At 68.9% G+C, this 17,264-nt stretch carries 20 protein-coding genes and 1 pseudogene; 11 read left to right on the plus strand and 10 right to left on the minus strand.

The window, feature by feature from the left end; genetic code table 11:
• Positions 1-130: 130 nt before the first annotated feature.
• From MKK88_RS24675 to MKK88_RS24690, 4 genes are all read left to right on the plus strand, one after another.
• Complete coding sequence (locus MKK88_RS24675) at positions 131-874, plus strand: 3-deoxy-manno-octulosonate cytidylyltransferase (protein WP_244004450.1); 744 nt, start codon at positions 131-133, stop codon at positions 872-874.
• Positions 875-897: 23 nt separating this feature from the next.
• The gene (locus MKK88_RS24680; protein ID WP_244004452.1) at positions 898-1,755 is read left to right on the plus strand and encodes a prephenate dehydratase; all 858 of its coding nucleotides are present in this window, start codon (positions 898-900) and stop codon (positions 1,753-1,755) included.
• 66 nt (positions 1,756-1,821) lie between these two features.
• A complete protein-coding gene (locus tag MKK88_RS24685; protein ID WP_244004454.1) occupies positions 1,822-2,046 on the plus strand; it encodes a BrnT family toxin in 225 nt (74 codons plus the stop codon).
• Positions 2,047-2,129: 83 nt separating this feature from the next.
• Positions 2,130-2,390, plus strand: coding sequence for a BrnA antitoxin family protein (locus MKK88_RS24690; protein WP_244004456.1), 261 nt, complete (start codon positions 2,130-2,132; stop codon positions 2,388-2,390).
• Positions 2,391-2,408: 18 nt separating this feature from the next.
• Here the strand turns inward: MKK88_RS24690 and MKK88_RS24695 are convergent, their stop codons facing one another.
• Positions 2,409-3,134 carry a tyrosine-protein phosphatase gene (locus tag MKK88_RS24695; protein WP_244004458.1) on the minus strand — a complete coding sequence of 242 codons (726 nt, stop codon included), beginning with the start codon at positions 3,132-3,134 and terminating at the stop codon, positions 2,409-2,411.
• A gap of 198 nt (positions 3,135-3,332) precedes the next feature.
• On the opposite strand from MKK88_RS24695, the gene MKK88_RS24700 reads away from it, so the two are divergent.
• The 3 genes from MKK88_RS24700 to MKK88_RS24710 all read left to right on the plus strand — a co-directional run bounded on the left by MKK88_RS24700 (position 3,333) and on the right by MKK88_RS24710 (position 4,940).
• Positions 3,333-3,839, plus strand: coding sequence for a GNAT family N-acetyltransferase (locus MKK88_RS24700; protein ID WP_244004460.1), 507 nt, complete (start codon positions 3,333-3,335; stop codon positions 3,837-3,839).
• A gap of 113 nt (positions 3,840-3,952) precedes the next feature.
• Positions 3,953-4,486 (plus strand): inorganic diphosphatase, encoded by a 534-nt coding sequence (gene ppa, locus MKK88_RS24705; protein WP_244004462.1) that lies wholly within the window; start codon positions 3,953-3,955, stop codon positions 4,484-4,486.
• A gap of 172 nt (positions 4,487-4,658) precedes the next feature.
• The gene (locus MKK88_RS24710) at positions 4,659-4,940 is read left to right on the plus strand and encodes a hypothetical protein (RefSeq protein WP_244004464.1); all 282 of its coding nucleotides are present in this window, start codon (positions 4,659-4,661) and stop codon (positions 4,938-4,940) included.
• A 377-nt stretch (positions 4,941-5,317) separates the two neighbouring features.
• On the opposite strand, the gene MKK88_RS24715 is transcribed toward MKK88_RS24710, so the two are convergent.
• Both MKK88_RS24715 and MKK88_RS24720 read right to left on the minus strand, forming a co-directional pair.
• Positions 5,318-5,482, minus strand: coding sequence for a hypothetical protein (locus MKK88_RS24715; RefSeq protein WP_244004466.1), 165 nt, complete (start codon positions 5,480-5,482; stop codon positions 5,318-5,320).
• 94 nt (positions 5,483-5,576) lie between these two features.
• Positions 5,577-6,089 carry an META domain-containing protein gene (locus MKK88_RS24720; protein WP_244004468.1) on the minus strand — a complete coding sequence of 171 codons (513 nt, stop codon included), beginning with the start codon at positions 6,087-6,089 and terminating at the stop codon, positions 5,577-5,579.
• A 197-nt stretch (positions 6,090-6,286) separates the two neighbouring features.
• Between MKK88_RS24720 and MKK88_RS24725 the strand changes: the two genes are divergently transcribed.
• The 4 genes from MKK88_RS24725 (at position 6,287) to MKK88_RS24740 (ending at position 8,664) form a co-directional block, all read left to right on the plus strand.
• A complete protein-coding gene (locus tag MKK88_RS24725) occupies positions 6,287-6,610 on the plus strand; it encodes a multiprotein-bridging factor 1 family protein (RefSeq protein ID WP_244004470.1) in 324 nt (107 codons plus the stop codon).
• Between the two features lie 163 nt (positions 6,611-6,773).
• Positions 6,774-7,511, plus strand: a complete 738-nt coding sequence (locus MKK88_RS24730) for a PIG-L deacetylase family protein (RefSeq protein ID WP_244004472.1) — start codon at positions 6,774-6,776, stop codon at positions 7,509-7,511.
• Positions 7,508-7,819, plus strand: coding sequence for a hypothetical protein (locus MKK88_RS24735; protein ID WP_244004474.1), 312 nt, complete (start codon positions 7,508-7,510; stop codon positions 7,817-7,819). Before MKK88_RS24730 ends, MKK88_RS24735 begins: the two co-directional genes overlap by 4 nt.
• Positions 7,816-8,664, plus strand: a complete 849-nt coding sequence (locus MKK88_RS24740; RefSeq protein WP_244004476.1) for a glycosyltransferase family 2 protein — start codon at positions 7,816-7,818, stop codon at positions 8,662-8,664. Before MKK88_RS24735 ends, MKK88_RS24740 begins: the two co-directional genes overlap by 4 nt.
• Before the next feature lie 170 nt (positions 8,665-8,834).
• Here MKK88_RS24740 and MKK88_RS24745 read toward each other — a convergent pair whose 3' ends face one another.
• The 7 genes and pseudogenes from MKK88_RS24745 to MKK88_RS24775 all read right to left on the minus strand — a co-directional run.
• Positions 8,835-9,806 carry an HpcH/HpaI aldolase/citrate lyase family protein gene (locus MKK88_RS24745; RefSeq protein ID WP_244004478.1) on the minus strand — a complete coding sequence of 324 codons (972 nt, stop codon included), beginning with the start codon at positions 9,804-9,806 and terminating at the stop codon, positions 8,835-8,837.
• A gap of 173 nt (positions 9,807-9,979) precedes the next feature.
• Positions 9,980-12,730, minus strand: a complete 2,751-nt coding sequence (locus tag MKK88_RS24750) for a phosphoenolpyruvate carboxylase (protein WP_244004480.1) — start codon at positions 12,728-12,730, stop codon at positions 9,980-9,982.
• Positions 12,731-12,975: 245 nt separating this feature from the next.
• Entirely contained in the window at positions 12,976-13,866 is an 891-nt protein-coding gene (sucD, locus tag MKK88_RS24755) for a succinate--CoA ligase subunit alpha (RefSeq protein ID WP_160532557.1), read from the minus strand.
• Between the two features lie 15 nt (positions 13,867-13,881).
• On the minus strand, positions 13,882-15,060 hold the full coding sequence (locus MKK88_RS24760) for a malate--CoA ligase subunit beta (RefSeq protein WP_244004482.1): 1,179 nt from the start codon (positions 15,058-15,060) through the stop codon (positions 13,882-13,884).
• A 309-nt stretch (positions 15,061-15,369) separates the two neighbouring features.
• Positions 15,370-16,011: a methenyltetrahydrofolate cyclohydrolase gene (gene fchA, locus MKK88_RS24765; protein WP_244004484.1), complete on the minus strand. Its 642-nt coding sequence runs from the start codon at positions 16,009-16,011 to the stop codon at positions 15,370-15,372.
• A 10-nt stretch (positions 16,012-16,021) separates the two neighbouring features.
• Complete coding sequence (locus tag MKK88_RS24770) at positions 16,022-16,885, minus strand: NADP-dependent methylenetetrahydromethanopterin/methylenetetrahydrofolate dehydrogenase (protein WP_244004486.1); 864 nt, start codon at positions 16,883-16,885, stop codon at positions 16,022-16,024.
• Positions 16,886-17,011: 126 nt separating this feature from the next.
• Positions 17,012-17,264, minus strand: a pseudogene (locus MKK88_RS24775) (glycerate dehydrogenase); the annotation flags it as partial.

Below are 17,264 nucleotides of genomic sequence, written 5' to 3' on the forward strand. Positions count from 1 at the left end.
CCGCCGAGGGGACGAACAGAGGACGCGGAGGGGACGACAATCGGGAGCCGGCCTGTTAAGCAGCCGGCCCGCCTGCGCGCGCGGCCGCTCTCCTCCGGGCGTGCGGCACGAATCGTCTCGTTCGAACGCGATGTCCGATCCCCTGGTCCTGATTCCGGCGCGCCTTGCGGCGACCCGCCTGCCCAGCAAGCCGCTGGCCGACATCGCCGGCGAGGCGATGATCGTTCATGTCTGGCGCCGGGCGGTCGAGGCCGGAATCGGGCCCGTAGTTGTGGCCACCGACACGAAGGAGATCGCCCGGGTCGTGGAGGCCGCGGGCGGCTTGGCGGTGATGACCCGCTCCGACCATCCCTCGGGTTCCGACCGGCTCGCCGAGGCGCTGGAGATCGTCGATCCGGAAGGGCGCCACGACGTGGTCGTCAATGTGCAGGGCGATCTGCCGACCATCGATCCGGCGATCATCGGCGCCTCCGTGCTACCGCTGGCCGACCGCACCGTCGACATCGTCACGCTCTGCGCGCCGATCAGCGATCCGCACGAGGCCGACAATCCGAACGTGGTGAAGCTGGTCGGTCATGCGGTCGGACCCGGGCGGCTGCGCGCCCTCTACTTCACCCGGGCCCGCGCCCCCTGGGGCGACGGACCGCTCTGGCATCATATCGGCCTCTACGCCTACCGCCGCACGGCGCTCGGCCGCTTCGTTGCCCTGCCGCCGGGCGAACTGGAGCAGCGGGAGAAGCTGGAGCAGCTCCGGGCGCTGGAGGCCGGCATGCGCATCGACGCCGTGATCGTCGACGACCTGCCGCTGGGCGTCGACACCCCCGCCGACCTGGAGCGCGCCCGCGCCCTGCTCCAGGGCCGGCGCCTGAACTGACCGCGCGCACGAATATCGAGGCCATGACGGACCGCACCATCGCCTATCAGGGCGAACCCGGAGCCAACTCACACATCATCTGCTCGGAGGCGTATCCGGATTGGACGCCCCTGCCCTGTGCCAGCTTCGAGGATGCCTTCGCGGCGGTCACGGAGGGCCGGGCCCAGCGGGCCATGATCCCGATCGAGAACTCGATCGCGGGCCGCGTTGCCGACATCCACCACCTGATCCCGCTCTCGCCGCTGCACATCGTGGCCGAGCACTTCCTGCCGATCCATTTTCAGCTGATGGTGCTGCCGAGCACGCGGATCGAGGCGCTGAAGAGCGTCCACAGCCACGTCCACGCCCTCGGCCAGTGCCGGCGGATCATCCGGCGCCTCGGGCTGAAGGCGGTGGTGGCGGGCGACACCGCCGGGGCAGCGCGGGAGATCAAGGATCTCGGCGATCCGAGCCGGGCGGCCCTGGCGCCCGCTTTGGCCGCCGAGGTCTACGGGCTCGACATCCTGGCGCGCGACGTCGAGGACGAGGCGCACAACACCACCCGCTTCGTGGTGTTTTCGCCCGAGGCCGAGCCGGTGGCGCCGGGGACGGGACCTTGCGTTACGAGCTTCGTCTTCCGCGTGCGCAACATTCCGGCCGCGCTCTACAAGGCGCTCGGTGGCTTCGCGACGAACGGCGTCAACATGTCGAAGCTCGAGAGCTACATGATGGACGGCGAGTTCACCGCCACGCAGTTCTACGCGGAGGTGGACGGCCACCCCGAGGATCCGGGCCTCGCCCGGGCGCTCGACGAGTTGGGCTTCTTCTCCCGCGAATTGCGGGTGATCGGCACCTATCCGGCGCACCCGTTCCGCGAGGCGGCGCGGCCTCCGGCGGAGTGACAGGCGCGGGACGGTACGTCTTGCCCCGTCATTACCGGAACGACGTTTTTCTAACCACGCTTCGGCATGGGCCTTCGGTGGGATCCCGATAAGGATGCAGCGAATCGAGCTAAGCATCTCATCGGATTCCGACAGGCTGCGGAGAGCTTTCGGAGTTTCCGGCTGGCTCGTGAAGACAGGCGCCGCGACGACGGCGAGCGCCGGTTCATCGGCCTGGGGCTCTACGATGAAGCAGTGCTGCGGGTCGTCTATGTCGAACGCGACAACGATATCCGCATTATTTCGGCATAAGGCGAACCGCCATGACAGGCAGGTCTACGCAGAAGCCGGAGCCCGCGCGCAGGGCAACCGTCCGGTTTGAAGGGTTCGAGGACATGCCGGCGGCCGAACCGCTCCGCGATGCCTTCAAAGACATGGGCGATGCGGAGATCGAACGGCGCGCGGCCACAGATCCCGATGCCGGCGCGGTTCCCGCCGGTTTTCGGGACGAAGCGGATGCTGTGCTGCCCGAGGTCAAGGAGCAGATCACGCTTCGACTCGACGCGGAGGTGCTGCGACACTTCCGGAGTTCCGGAACGGGTTATCAAACCCGGATCAACGCGGTGCGGATGAGCTATGTGCGGGCCCAGGAGTAGCGGCGATAGCTTGAATTTTCACTCCCGCCGCAGCACCCGGTCGACCGCCAGATCCGACCAGAAACCCGGCCTGAAATCCCGCTTGAGCGCCTCCGGATCGTAGATCGTCTCGACCCAGGTCAGGAAGTCGATCCCCTTCGCCTCGCCCTCGATCCGGTAACGCGCGAAGAAGGCATCGAGGATGCCGGTCTTGGCGAAGCGGAGATGGCCGTAGCGGGCCGAGAGCTGGCGCGCGGCCTCCGCGACGGGGCGGCCCTCATGCAGGATCAAATAGAGCGCCGAGGCGAGTCCCGCCCGGTCGGCGCCCGACTTGCAGTGCATCACGGCCGGATACTCGATGCCGGCGAAGAACGCCTTGGCGGCCAGGATTGTCGCCCGGTCCGGCGCCTCCCGGGAGCGCAGCACGAACTCGACGAGCTTCAGCCCGTGACGCTCGCAGGCCTCGCGCTGCAGCGGCCAGGAGCCGTGCTCGCGCCCGCCGCGCAGCGAGATGATCGTGCGCACGCCCTCGGCCCGGAACCGGGCGAGCTGGTGCGGGCCCGGCTGAGCCGAGCGCCAGAGCGCCCCCGAGCCGACCCGGTGGCGGTTGAGATAGGCGAGCCGGAACACGCCGTGATCCATCAGCAGCATGTTGGCCCAGGCCCGCAGCCGGTCGCCCGGACCGGCGATCGGCCGCTCGAAACGGGCGATTCGGGCCATGCGGCGCGCGTAGCGCGTCTCGGGCTTGAGGAAGCGGTTGAACAAGGCCGGGCCTGCCGCGGGGAAGGAGCGCGGGCTCTACCAGCCGCCCGCCGGGCCTGCAATTCACCGCCGGACCGCCGCCGCGCGCGCAATCCGCCGGCCTTCGGCGCCGATCTTGCCTTCACTCTGCCCGGATCGGCATCGAACCTGGGCGGACCGCGCGGGTTATCCGCCGGTTGGACGAGGGGAGGCCCGAAGCCCATGAGCACGCGCACCACGAGCATCCGCCGGGCCCGCGAGGCCGATCTCGGCGGCTTGTCCAAGGTGTTCGATGCGTCCTGGCGGGAGGCCTATCGCGGCATCATTCCGGGCGTCGCCCTGGAGCGGCTGATCGCGAGCCGCGACAGGGCCTGGTGGCGCGGGGCCCTGCGCCGGGGACGACCCATCGCCGTCGTGGAGACGGCGGATCTCATCGTCGGCTACGCGGCCTACGGGCGGACCCGCAGCCGGGCCCTCGCCACCGAGGCCGAGATCGATGAATTGTATCTCCTGCCCGAATACCAGGGCGTCGGCCTCGGCCGCCGCCTGTTCCGGGCGGTCCGCAACGACCTCGCCGATCACGGCCTGACGCGGCTCGGCGTCTGGAGCCTGGAGGACAACGACCGCGCCGGCGGCTTCTACATGGGCCTCGGCGGCAAACCGGGCCCGCGGGTGCTCGACCGGGTGGCCGGCGTGCCGCTGCCGAAGATCGGCTTCCTGTTCGGCTAACGTTTTCCCAAGCCCGTTGCCGGACCGTAGCGGCGACTGATTTGCAAGTTCATGCGGCGCCACTAAGAGAACCGGGACGCCATCGGCCCCCCGGATCCTGGAAGCGGAACGCCATGAGAATCGACGCCATTTCGCTCGGCAAGAAGCCGCCGCACGACGTCAACGTGATCGTCGAGGTGCCGCTCGGCGGCGAGCCGATCAAGTACGAGATGGACAAGGAATCCGGCGCGCTGGTCGTCGACCGGTTCCTGTACACGCCGATGTTCTATCCGGGGAATTACGGTTTCATTCCCCACACCCTGTCGGGCGACGGCGACCCCTGCGACGTGCTGGTGGCCAACACCCGCGCCGTCCTGCCGGGCGCGATCATCAGCGCGCGCCCCGTGGGCGTGATGGTGATGCAGGACGAGGGCGGCGAGGACGAGAAGATCATCGCGGTTCCCTCGCGCCACCTGACCAAGCGCTACGACCGGGTCGAGAACTACACCGACCTGCCCGAGATCACGATCCAGCAGATCCAGCACTTCTTCGAGCACTACAAGGATCTTGAGCCCGGCAAGTGGGTCAAGTTCGTTCGCTGGGGCGGCAAGGAGGAGGCGCATCGCCTGATCGAAGAGGCGATCGAGCGCGGCAAGACCAAGGCGTAAGCCGGGGCTGTCACGGAGCAGCGCGTCGTCCCCTGCCACGGGAATGGCACGCCGCTTCCAGCCTGCTGATGCGAGCGCACGCCGTCGAAACGGACACCGGTTCGACGGCGTGCGCGTCACACTGATCACTTTGAGCCGTGTGGCGTGCGTCTCGATGCGAAGGGGCCCAGTGATGGCGCGAATTTCTGCACGTCTCGGTCTGGTGGGACTTCTGCTGATCCCGGGCGCTGCGTCCGCAGCGGACCTGGATAGGGTCGTCCCCCCTGCGGGTTTCCGCGCGACCTGCGAGGATCTCGGCACGTTCTGCTTCGCTGATGCCTGCGGCCGCGATCAGATCGAAGCCGCCCGGAACTGCCAGTCGCGTTGCCGGCATGCGGTCATCATGAGCGTGATCCCGGAGGCCTGCCCGCGCTACGAGGGGCTACCGGTCACGGTCCTCCAGCGGCGTGGGTGAGCGCGGCGCGTTCCGCCCCCGCCGGAACCGGCCTCAAGCCGGACCGGAAAATCCAAGCGCCCGCGGCAACAAAACGCGGCACCCGGCATTGACCTATCTCGAAATGGTGATCGACAGATGTGGGGGTGCGGTCGGATGCACGCTATTGCGCGCGATGCCCGCAGACGAGTCATGCGGACGAGTGATCTACAACCACCCCAGGCGGGACTGAATTCCGACCCGATTCTGTACGGCGTGGCCGCAGGGTTGGCGGCCCTGTTCCCCCTTGTGCCGGCCTCCAAGATCCCAGGCGAATCCGTCCGGGCCGACGCTTCGGACCCGGCTCGGGAGACCGCCAACGATCCCTGAATCTGGCCGAGTCGCAGCCGGCGGCGTCCTCAGGACACCAGCCGGGCGAGGAGAAGCAGCGTCGCCATCACCGGAGCGGCGGCGGCGAGCCAGAGGGCGCCCGCATGAAACCCCTTGGGTCCCGTGAAGCGCAGGCTCCGCGCCGCGCCCGGACGCAGATCCGTCCCACGCCCGATACCGATTCCGACTGGCATCCGTAGCCTCCCCGACACGCGGGGAGTACGGCTCGAAACTCGCCAAGACCGTCTGAATCGGGCCTCGCCTTCGTGCGGCGTGGTGAACGGCCGCTTAAAGGGCGCGGTCGAACTTCAGCTCGCCGTTCGGGCTCTGCAGGACCAGCTGTGAGCCGACGAGGTCCCACACCGCCGAGGTGCGCAGGGCGACGAAGAAGGCCTGCTCGGAGGCCGCGAGGCCCTTGTCGCAGCTCTTCTTGGTCAGTGCGAGCGGACCGACCGCGATGTGCTGCTCCTTGAGCGGGAAGGCGGTGGCCGCGAAGGTGTTGCAGCCGCCGTAGCCGCGGGCGCGATACTGCTTGTCGATGATGAAGCTCGGCCGGTCGCCGCCAGAGAACGGCTTGCCGTTCAAGCTCACGGCCGTCCAGGTCGAATCGAGCGGGAAGATCTTCTCGCTGGCCTTGGCCCCCGGCACGTACTGGGGCTTCTTCTCGTCCTCGCCGCCGGGACGGCGATTGCCCTTACCGAAGCCCGTCGGAGACCCCATCTGGGCCTGCGCCTGCGTCGCTGCGGTCAGACCCGCGGCCAGAACCGCACAGGCCAAGGTTGCGATCAGCACCCCTCTCATCGTTCCGTCCCCATCTCGCGCGCTCCGCGCTCAGGTCACCCCGGATCCAGACCCGTGCCAGAGGCGGTCCGAATCCCTGCATCGTGGCGGATGCGATAGGAATTCAGCACAATTATGGTCAAGCGCCCTGGGCGTCCGCCCGGAAACGATCCGCGACGGCCGTCGTTGTTGATCATCGAAAGAGCGGGAGAGCGACCTTGGCAGGATCGGACGAGGGTGCGCAAAGCGGTGCGGGCGCGCCGGCGATGAGTCCGGCACAGTCGCGGGCGGCCCGTGGGCTGCTCGGATGGTCCGAGGCGGACCTCGCCGCGAAGGTCGGGCTCGATGAGCGTCTCGTGCGCGATTTCGAGGCTGGCTACGGTGATCCGCCGAGCGGACAGATCGAGGCCCTGCGCAGCGCGCTCAGTGCGGCCGGGGCGGTGTTCACCGAATCGCCGACGCAGGGCGTCCACCTCGCGGAGGCGTCGGGGGCCGACGAAGGCACGCGACTCGGGGCGCTGACCACGGAGAACGACCGCTAGCCGGCGGGAGACCGAACGCGCCGCTCAGGGATCGTTCAGACGCTCGGGCCGTAAGTCACCGGACACGCCCCCCACGAGGCCTGGAGCGATCCGTGACCGACCTCCCCCGCCTGCCACCCCGGACCACCGGGGGATCCACCCCCTCCCGGAAGGTGGCCCGCTGATGCGCGCCGATGCCTTCCTGGCGGCGGCCGACGCCCTTCCCCTGGGCAGCCTCGATGCGCTGGTCGGGACCGGCGGTCTGGTCGTCGTCGCACCCCATCCTGACGACGAGAGTCTGGGCAGCGGCGGTCTGATCGCCGCGGCGCGGGCAGAGGGCCGAGCGGTCCGCTTGGTCGTGGTGAGCGACGGCTGCGGCTCGCACACGCATTCCCAGCTCTACCCGCCCGAAAGGCTGCGCACCCTGCGCGAGGCCGAGACCGTGCGGGCCGTGTCGATCCTCGGCCTGGCAGCAGAGGATGTTACCTTCCTGCGCCTGCCCGACGCGCATGTCCCGAGCGTGGGGCCCGTTGCCGAGGAAGCCGCGCGGGCGGTGGCGCGGGCCGCTACCAATTGCGGCGCGGGCGCGGTGTTCGTAACTTGGCGGCACGATCCGCATTGCGACCACAGGGCGTCAGCCGCCATCGTGGGCCTTGCCCGGCCTCATATGCCCGGGGTGCGGATCTACGAATATCCCGTCTGGGGCTGGACCCTGCCGCCCGACACCGAAGTCGGCCCGGCGCCGACGGGCCTGCGCCTCGACGTTGCGCCGTATCGCCAGATCAAGGCCCGCGCGGTCGCGGCACACGAATCGCAGACCACCGATCTGATCGCGGATGATCCGCAGGGATTCAGGCTGGAGCCCGCGATGATCGACCGGCTGTGCGGCCCCTACGAGCGCTTCGTCGCGGTTCCCGCATGAGGCGCCGGCTGCAGACCGGGCCGGCCGAGCGGCCCGCGGGCCGGTTCGACCGGATCGTGTTGTCCGAATTCCCGCTCGTCCTGGCGCCGCCGGATCTAGCCGCCCCGGTGCAGAGGGTTGGAGACGCGATCGAGCCCGGGGGCGACTTGGTCCCGATGCACTGGCTCGGCGTGACCGATTACCCGACATCCGGCGACGAAGCCGCCGAGGACTTCATCGTGCAGGCCACGCCGTTCGCTGGCCTCCTGGACCAATCCGGGACCGCCGCGTATCGGCTCGATGTCCCGCGCGCCGGGGCCGCCGCGTGAGCGCGACGGTCATCACCCTCAACAAGGGCCGGGACGCGCATCTCGCCCGCCTGCTCGAAGGGCTGGCTCGGGGCACACCGCCGGCTGCCTGTATCGTGGTGGAGATCGGCGACGCGGCGCCCCTGCCAGCTTTTCCCTTTCCGGTGGAGCACGTCCCGTTTCCCCATGCCGGCCTGCCGCTGGCGGCCGCGCGCAATGCCGGCCGCCGGGCGGCCCGGACCGACACGCTGATCTTCCTCGACGTGGATTGCATCCCCTCGGCGGGGCTCGTCGCTGGCCTGTCCCGGGCGGTGGCCCAGCATGACGGGCTGATCTGCTGCGAGATCGGCTATCTGCCGGCCGGCGCCGTCACGGATGGTTGGCGCGAGGCCGACCTCGACCGACTCGGGGCCCCGCATCCGGTGCGCGCCTTCCCGCCCGCCGGGGCGGTGACGGCCGCGCCGCAGGCCGGCCTGTTCTGGTCGCTGGCCTTCGCGGTGCGCGCTGAGACCTACGACCGCCTCGGCGGCTTCGACGAATCGTTCTCGGGCTACGGCGCCGAGGATACCGATCTGGCGTTCCGGGCCGAGAAGGCCGGGGTGCCGATCCTGTTCCTCGGCGGCCCGCGGGCCTATCACCAGCACCATCCGGGCTACGACCCGCCGCTCCAGCATTTTCGCGATATCGTCACCAACGCATCGCGGTTTCACGCGCAGCATGGCCTCTGGCCGATGGACGGCTGGCTCGACGGGTTCGCCCGGCTCGGGCTGATCGCGGCGGACTGGCGTGAGGGGATCGAGATCCTGCGCGATCCGACGCCGGAGGAGATGGCGGCGGCGCGACTGCCGGATGATCGGCCGTTCTGAGGTCAGCAGCGCCCTCGCCATCGTTACGAATGCAGCGAAGCATTCCAGGGCCGCACCACACTCTAGCGATGGCGCGCGACAACGGATTGCCTGACTGTACCGGCAAAAACGCGCCGCCGTCGATGACGGCGGCGCGCTCATGTTGAACCGCGCTGTCGGTGTGGAACCGCTCAGCCCTTCATCGCATCCGCCTTCTCGATCAGCGCCTCGGCCATGCGGATCGAGGCGATGTCGATCAGGCGGCCGTCGAGCGAGACGGCGCCGCGTCCAGCCTTGGCGGCCTCTTCCATGGCCTCCAGGATGCGGCGGGCCTTGGTGACCTCGGCCTCGGACGGGGTGAACACCTGATTGGCCAGATCGATCTGGCTGGGGTGGATCGCCCACTTGCCCTCGAAGCCCAGCGCCGCGCAGCGCTTGGCCGCCGAGACGTAGCCGTCCGGATCGGAAAAGTCGCCGAACGGGCCGTCGATCGGGCGCAGGCCATAGGCGCGGCAGGCGATCAGCATGCGGTTCTGGGCAAACAGCCACGGATCCTGCCAATGGGTCTGGCGGTTGCCGCCCTCGTCCTTGTCGGTCAGCACCGAGAAGTCGGGGTTCACGCCGCCGATCACGGTCGAGCGGGCGCGGGTCGAGGCGGCGTAATCGGCCACGCCGAACGACATCGCCTCCAGGCGCTTCGACGACTGCGCGATCGCCTCGACATTGGCCATGCCCAGCGCCGTCTCGATCAGCACCTCGAAGCCGAGCTTCTTCTCGCGCTTCTTGGCCTGCTCGATCTGGGTGACCAGCACGTCGATGGCGTAGACGTCCTGCGGCACGCCGACCTTGGGGATCAGGACCATGTCGAGCCGCGGGCAGGCTTCGACGATATCGACCACATCACGGTACATGTAGTGGGTGTCGAGACCGTTGATGCGGATCATCATGGTCTTGTTGCCCCAATCCAGGTCGTTCAGCGCCTGGATGATGTTGGTGCGGGCCTTCTCCTTATCGTCGGGGGCCACGGCGTCTTCCAGATCGAGGAAGATCACGTCGGCCGCCGACGAGGTAGCCTTCTCCATGAAGGTCGGGTTCGAGCCGGGGACGGCCAGCTCGGAGCGGTGCAGGCGGGCCTTGGCCTGCTGGATCAGGGTGAAGCTCATCGTGGGGTCTCTCTCCTGGTGACGGTTCTGATGCCGGTGCGGGGTATCCGCTCGGCGATGAAGATGGCGCTCGCTTCGCTCGGCGACAGAGCGAGAGGTGTTGTTGAGGGCGCGCGGCTCTCCCTCCCCCGCAGAGGGGGGAGGGAATGGTGCGTGTAAGTCCTCGTGCTGCCTCACCCCGTCGCCCCGAAGCCGACCGCGATGCAGTTGATCGACAAGAGCAGCGCCGACTTCACCGCCTCGCGCCGGTCCTCGTCGGTCTCGGCCCGGTAGCGGGCGAGGAGTTCCACCTGCTCGCGGCTCACCTGATTGATCGTCGGCAGCCGACCCTTGAGCCGGTCGCGGAACAGGGGGAAGCGCTCGGCCAGCTCGGTGCCGCCGCTTACCCGCAGCACCATCTCGCGGGTCAGCGCGTACTCGGCCTCGATCATCGAGAAGATGCGATCGCGAATGCCGGTGTCCGGGACGAGGCCCGCATAGGCGCGGGCGATGTCGAGATCGACCATCATCAGCGTCTTCTCGACCTCGTCGAGGACGAGGCGCAGGATGCGCGATTCCTGGAACAGGCGCCTGAGGGTCGCCTCGCCCTCGCGGCCGCGGACGTCGATGAAGCTCGCGAGCCCGGAGCCGACGCCGTACCAGCCGGTGATCACGTGCCGGTTCTGCGACCACGCGAACACCCAGGGGATCGCCCGCAGATCCGAGAGCGACCGGGCGCCGAACCGACGCGCCGGGCGCGAGCCGATATTGAGGAGCGCGATCTCGTCCAGCGGGCTCGCGGCCTGGAAGTAATCGACGAGGCCGTCGGTCTGGAGCAGCTGCACGTAGGCCGCCCGCGAGGCGCCGGCCAACGCCTCCAGGGCATCGTCGTGCCCGGGGCCCACCCGCTCGCCGTCGCCGGCGAGCGCATGTTCGAACACGGAGGCCGCCAGCAGCTCCATCTGGTAGGCGGCGGTGCCGCGGTTGGCGTATTTGAACGAGACCACCTCGCCCTGCTCGGTGGTGCGGAACCGGCCGCGGATCGAGCCCGGCGGCTGGGCCATGATGCCCTTCTGGGTCGGCACGCCGCCGCGGCTCACCGAGCCGCCGCGCCCGTGGAAGAAGGCGATGCCGATGCCGAGTTCCTGGCCCAGCCGGGTCAGCTTGCTCTGCGCCTTGTAGAGCTCCCAATTGGCGGCGACGAAGCCGCCGTCCTTGTTGGAGTCGGAATAGCCGATCATCACCTCCTGCACCCCGCCCTGCCAGCGCGTGGAGCGGCGCACCACCGGCGTGCCGAGGAGCGCCCGCATGATCGCCGGGGCGGCGCGCAGGTCGTCGATGGTCTCGAACAGGGGCACGATCGGCAGCGGGCAGATTTCGGTCCCAGCCTCATCGAGGAACACCCCGGCTTCCTTGGCGAGCAGATAGGCGCCGAGCACGTCCTCGACCGAGCGGGTCATCGACAGCACGAAGGCGCCGAAGGCCTCGCGGTCCAGGGCCTCGCGCATCTCGGCCACCAACGCGAAGGTGGCGAGCGTCTCGCGGGCCGCGTCCGGCAGATCCTCGAAGGAGCGTTCCGGATCGCGCGGCCGGGCGAGTTCCGCGTCGAGCCACTGGCGCCAGGCGGCGCTGCCGAGCTCCGGCGGCTCACCCTCGCCGTTGCGCTGGCGCCAGAGGGCGTGGAGCGTGTCGGTGGTCCGGGTGGTGTTCTCGCGCAGGTCGAGCCGGACCGTCGAGAACCGAAAAATCTCCACCATGCGGCGGACCGGGCGGACGAGGTCCCGGGCCAGCGCCCCGCACTTGGCCTCGGTCAGGCCGCGCTCCAGCGTGCGCAGATCCTCGATCAGCCCGTCCGCGCTGGCGTAATCCGGGCCGGAGGGATGCTCGCCCTCGTTGCGGGCGATCGTCGCCTCGATCTTGCGCAGGACGCAGGAGAGATACTGGCGATACGGCTCGCCCGGATTGCGCCGGGTGATGGCGCGCCCCTGGCCGCTCTCGGCGAGGTGCCGCTCAAGTTCCGCGCGGAACTCCTCGGGCAGCGGCAGCGAGCGTTCGGTGAGGGACAGGGTCCGCCCCAGCTCGCGTACGCCGTCCCGGTAGCGGGTGAGCGAGGCGAGCGCGTTGCGGTGTAGGGTCTGCCGGGTGACGACCGCCGTGACGTAGGGGTTGCCGTCCCGGTCGCCGCCGATCCACGAGCCGAACTGGAAGAACGGCGGGACCTTGAAGTCCATCCCCGGATAGGCTTCCGCCAGCGCCTCGTGAAGGGTCTCCAGGGTCTCGGGCAGCATTTCGAACAGGGTCTCGTCGAAGAAGTGCAGCCCCCAGGCCACCTCCCGCTCGACCGTGGCTTTCTCCAGGTGCAGCTCGCCGGTCATCCAGACCAGTTCGATCTGGTCGCGCAACTCGTTCATCAGCCCGTTGCGCTCGCGGTCGGTCCAGCGCGGCATCTCCAGCTCGCGCAGGACGAGGTAGATGCGCCGGAATTTTTCCAGCACCGTCACCCGCTTGCCCTCGGTGGGATGGGCGGTCAGCGTCGGGCGGATGCGCAGGTCGGTGAGCAGCGCCTGGATCTTCTCAGGCGGCACGCCCTGCTTGCGCGCATCCGCAAAAACCTTGGCGAAGGAGCCGCCGAGCGCGGCCCGGCCTTCCGTGCGCTCCACATGGCGGCGGCGGCGCATCGCGGCGTTCTGCTCGGCGATGGAGATCAGCTGGAACCAGATGCCCTGCACCTGGAGCGCGCGGGCCAGCATCTGCGGCGAGAAGCGCGAGATGTCGGCGGTGCCGTGCAGCACGGCTTCCAGGTCTGGATCGTGCCGGCGGGCGACGTCGAGCAGCGCCTGGAACAGGATGTCCAGCGCCTGCTCGGACGACGTGCCGACGATCACCGGCGGCGCGAAGGCCGTGGCATCGACGAGGCCGGGTGTTGCGTGAAGGGTACGGGTCATGGGGCCACCTCGTGGCGCAAGTTTTCGATCACGCGCGACGCCCCCTCCCCCCCTCTGCGGGGGAGGATGGCCCCCGCGTCAGCGGGGGTCCGGAGAGGGGAACGACGGTGCAGAATGGGACTGCATCCGTCATGAAGGGCGCGCACGTTCCGGAGGCCGGGCTCCCCTCTCCCGACCCGCTTCGCGGGCCACCCTCCCCCGCAGAGGGGGGAGGGAGAGCGTTGCGCCCGGCAGGTGCGGCGCCGTTACGCCGCCCGGGCGAGCACGTCGGCCACGGTCTGCCCGAAGCTGCCCGGATCCGGTGCCACGGTGAGCCCATACGAGCGCATGATCTCGGCCTTCTCGGCGGCGCTGTCGCCGGCCGCCGAGATGATCGCGCCGGCATGGCCCATCCGCCGGCCCTTCGGCGCGGTCAGCCCGGCCACGAAGCCGATCACGGGCTTGGACATGTTCTCGCGGATCCAGGCCGAGGCCTCGGCCTCCTGCGGGCCGCCGATCTCGCCGATCATCAGCACCGCGTCGGTGTCCGGATCGGTCTCGAACAGGGCGAGGTGGTCGAGGAACGACGAGCCGTTGATCGGATCGCCGCCGATGCCCACAGAGGTCGAGATGCCGAGGCCGAGCTCCTTGAGCTGCGCGGCGGCCTCGTAGCCCAGCGTCCCCGAGCGGGAGATCACCCCGACATTGCCCGGGAGGTAGATGTGGCCGGGCATGATGCCGAGCATCGCCTTGCCGGGGGAGATGATGCCCGCGCAGTTCGGGCCGACCACCATCGTGCGGCGGTCCCGCGGATAGCGCATCAGGTAGCGCTTCACCCGCATCATGTCCTGGGCCGGGATGCCGTCGGTGATCGAGCAGACCAGCCGCAGGCCGGCATCGGCCGCCTCCATGATGGCGTCCGCCGCGAAGGGCGGCGCCACGAAGGTGATCGAGGTCGTGGCGCCGGTCGCTGCCACCGCCTCCTTGACGGTGTTGAACACCGGCAGGCCGAGATGGGTGCGCCCGCCCTTGCCCGGGGTGACGCCGCCGACGACGTTCGTGCCGTAATCCAGCATCTCCTTGGCGTGGAAGGTGCCCTTGTCGCCCGTGATGCCCTGGACGATGATCGGGGTGGTCTCGTCGATGAGGATGCTCATTGGCGCGGTCTCCCCTCAGTGTGTGGTCTTGGCTGCGGCGCAGGCGTCGACCGCCTTGCGGGCCGCCTCCGACAGGGTGTCGGCGGTGATCAGGTCGAGGCCGCTCTCGGCCAGGATTTTCTTGCCCGCTTCCACGTTGGTGCCGGCCAGCCGCACCACCAGCGGCACGTCGATCTTCACCTCGCGGGCCGCCTGGATGACGCCCTCGGCGACCCAGTCGCAGCGGTTGATGCCGGCGAAGATGTTGACGAGGATCGCCTTGACGTTGCGGTCCGAGAGCACGAGCCGGAAGGCCGTCGCCACGCGCTCCGGAGAGGCACCGCCGCCCACGTCCAAAAAATTCGCCGGCTCGCCGCCCGCGTGCTTGATCATGTCCATGGTGGCCATGGCCAGACCCGCGCCGTTGACGATGCAGCCGATCTCGCCCTCGAGGCCAATGTAGCTGAGGTTGTGCTCGGCGGCCTGGGCCTCGCGGGGATCACCCTGCGACGGATCATGCATGTCGGCGATGCCGGGCCGGCGGAACAGGGCGTTGTCGTCGAACGACATCTTGGCATCGAGGGCCAGCACCCGGTCGTCCTTGGTGACGACGAGCGGGTTGATCTCCAGCATGGTGCCGTCGCAATCGCGGAACGCCCGGTAGGCGTTCATGATCGTCTTCACCGCGGCCGAGACCTGCTTGATGTTCAGCCCGAGCTGGAACGCGATCTCCCGCGCCTGGAACTGCTGCAGGCCAACCGCCGGCTCGACCACGACCTGGATGAGGGAATCCGGCTCGTTGGCGGCGATCTCCTCGATGTCCATCCCGCCGCGCTGGCTGGCGATGACACGGACGCGCTCGGCCTTCCGGTCCAGCACGTAGCCGAGATAGAGTTCGCGCTCGAACGGGTCGGCGGTCTCGACGTAGACCCGCTGCACCGGCTTGCCCTCGGGGCCGGTCTGATGGGTGACGAGACGCTTGCCCAGGAGATCCTTGGCGGCGTCGCGGACCTCGTTGTAGGTCCGGCACAGCTTGATGCCGCCGGCCTTGCCGCGGGCGCCGGCATGGATCTGGGCCTTCACGGCCCAGAACGAGCCGCCGAGTTCGGTGGCGGCATAGACCGCCTGATCCGGGCTGAACGCGATGGCGCCTTTCGGGACGGCCACGCCGAAGCTCGCGAGCAGCTCCTTGGCCTGATACTCGTGAACGTCCATTCGGCGCCTCCTCCGCGGTTCGTTGCCGCTGGTGATGCGCTTCAGTTTAGTTGAGTCGAAAGATTACGCCCGTCAAATTTTTTGATCCGCGGGTTCAGGGGGGCTTTTTCGCAGACGCAACATGAATCGTATTCGTTTGCGCGCTGCAGCATACAGAAAAACAACGAGGCCGGGGCATGATGCACCCGGCCTCGACTGTCGATCACTTATGCTGAAACTGGAGTTGGACGCGTCGGCACGTTTTAGAACGGCGACGACGCAACGCCCTTCCCCCTCCTCCGCAGAGGGCGAGGGAGAGCGCCGCGCGTGTCAGTTCACCTTGGCCTTCACGACGCCGTAGACCTTCTCGGTCAGCGTCCCCGCCTCGGAGAGCAACTCCTCCAGCTCCTTCAACCGCTCGTCGGCGAAATCCCGGTCCTCGAGGCCCTTGGCGTTCACGTAGACGTTGAGCGCCGCGCTGCGCAGCCCGGCATAGGCCGAGAGCACCGCCACGCCGGCATCCGAGACGACGTTGAGGTTCCCCTTGTCGGCGGTGATCGCCGCGAGGTCGATCACGCTGCGGCAGGCCCGGCAGCAGGCGAGCGGCACGTCGCAGGCCGTCTTGAGGGCGGCCTGGATCTTGTCCGCCCGCGCGGCCTTCTCGTCGTCGGTGGCCTTCGGCAGGCCGTAGGCCCCCATCACGGCGTCGAAGGCCTGGACGTCCTCGCCGATCATGCCGGTGAGCACGACCCGCAGGCCCTCGGACCGGGCGAGCACGTCCTTCAGCTCGGCCTCGACCTCGACGTACTTCTTCTTGCCGATGGTGAGATTGCAGACCATCGACACCAGGGCCGCGCCCATGGCGCCGGAGATCGCCGCCGCGCCGCCGCCGCCGGGGGTCGGCGCGGCGCTCGCGAGCTCCGTCAGGAACTTTTCGATGCTGTCGGTCTCGGGGCGATGCGTCTCGGTCACCGGCACCTCCTCAGGCCATCGACTTGGCGAGGGCGTAGATCTCCTCGGCGTCGAGCACCTTGTCGGTGCTCTCGAAGAGCTGGCCGACGCAGGCCCGGTGCAGCTTGAGCTTCAGGCCGCCGATGCCGAGCGCGCCGAAGGCCTGCTTGCCGTTGCGCTCCTTGCCCTTGTCCATCACGTCGATGCCGCCGATGCCGGTCGGGGGCTGGGCGTTGTAGTCGGCCACGAATTCGATGGACGATTCCTGCGCCCAGGCGGCCTCCGGCAGCAGCTCGACGCCGATGGCGCCGGCGGAGAACACGAGGTTGGTGCCCTTCACCAGGGCGACGCGGGAGGCCTCGTCGGGGGTGGCGGCGGCCTTCACGTTGACCTTGAAGCGTGTGTTGATCTGCTCCGCGGCGGCCTGGGTCTTGTCGAGGGAGCGGCCCGCGATGGTGACCTCGGCGCCCTCGCCGGCGAGGAGCGCGGCCGAGCGCATGCCGACTGGGCCGGTGCCCGCCAGCACGACGGCCTTCTTGCCCTGGAGCGAGCCCGCGGCCTTGGCCACCAGCGCGACGCCCGCGGCGGCCGTGGTGTTGGAGCCGTTGGAATCGAGCATGACCGAGACCCGGAACGGGCCGAAGAACCGCTTCTTGACCGCGGTGAACAGTTCCTCGCCGGCCGCCATGCTGCCGCCGCCGACGAAGATCGCCGTCGACTTCTTCTCGGAGCCGCCGCGGGTGTAGATCGTGCCGTCCACCAGCGCACCGACATTGTCGGGATTCACGCCGCCATAGCCGGTGATGTGGTCCGCGCCGCCGTCGTAGCCGACGACCGTGTCGAACACGTTCGGCACGGCATCGGTGTCGAACAGGAACAGCAGTTTCTTCGTCATTTTTTAGGGACCTTTCCGTCGCGCCCGTGAGGCGCCGTCAGGGTGTTTTTTTCCAATCGAGATCGGAGTCAGGGCCGGGATCCGCGCGTCCCCTCCCCCCTCTGCGGGGGAGGGAGAATCCGCCCGTTACTCGACCACGTTCTGCGGCTTGCGCGCCACGAAGGCCTCGACATCGTCGACGAGCTGATAGGCCAGCATCTGCATCGCCTCCTTCCTGGCCCAAGCCACGTGCGGCGTGACGCTCAGGTTCGGCAGATCGGCCTCGCACAGGATGGTGACGTAACTCGGAAGAGCACACGGCTGGACACCAATCACTCGAGATAATCTCGTATCTGATCTGCTGGGTTCAAAAACACATCCTTGCTGACCCAGTGCAAGT

Origin of the sequence: Methylobacterium sp. E-005 (assembly GCF_022829725.1) — a bacterium.
Taxonomy (GTDB): domain Bacteria; phylum Pseudomonadota; class Alphaproteobacteria; order Rhizobiales; family Beijerinckiaceae; genus Methylobacterium.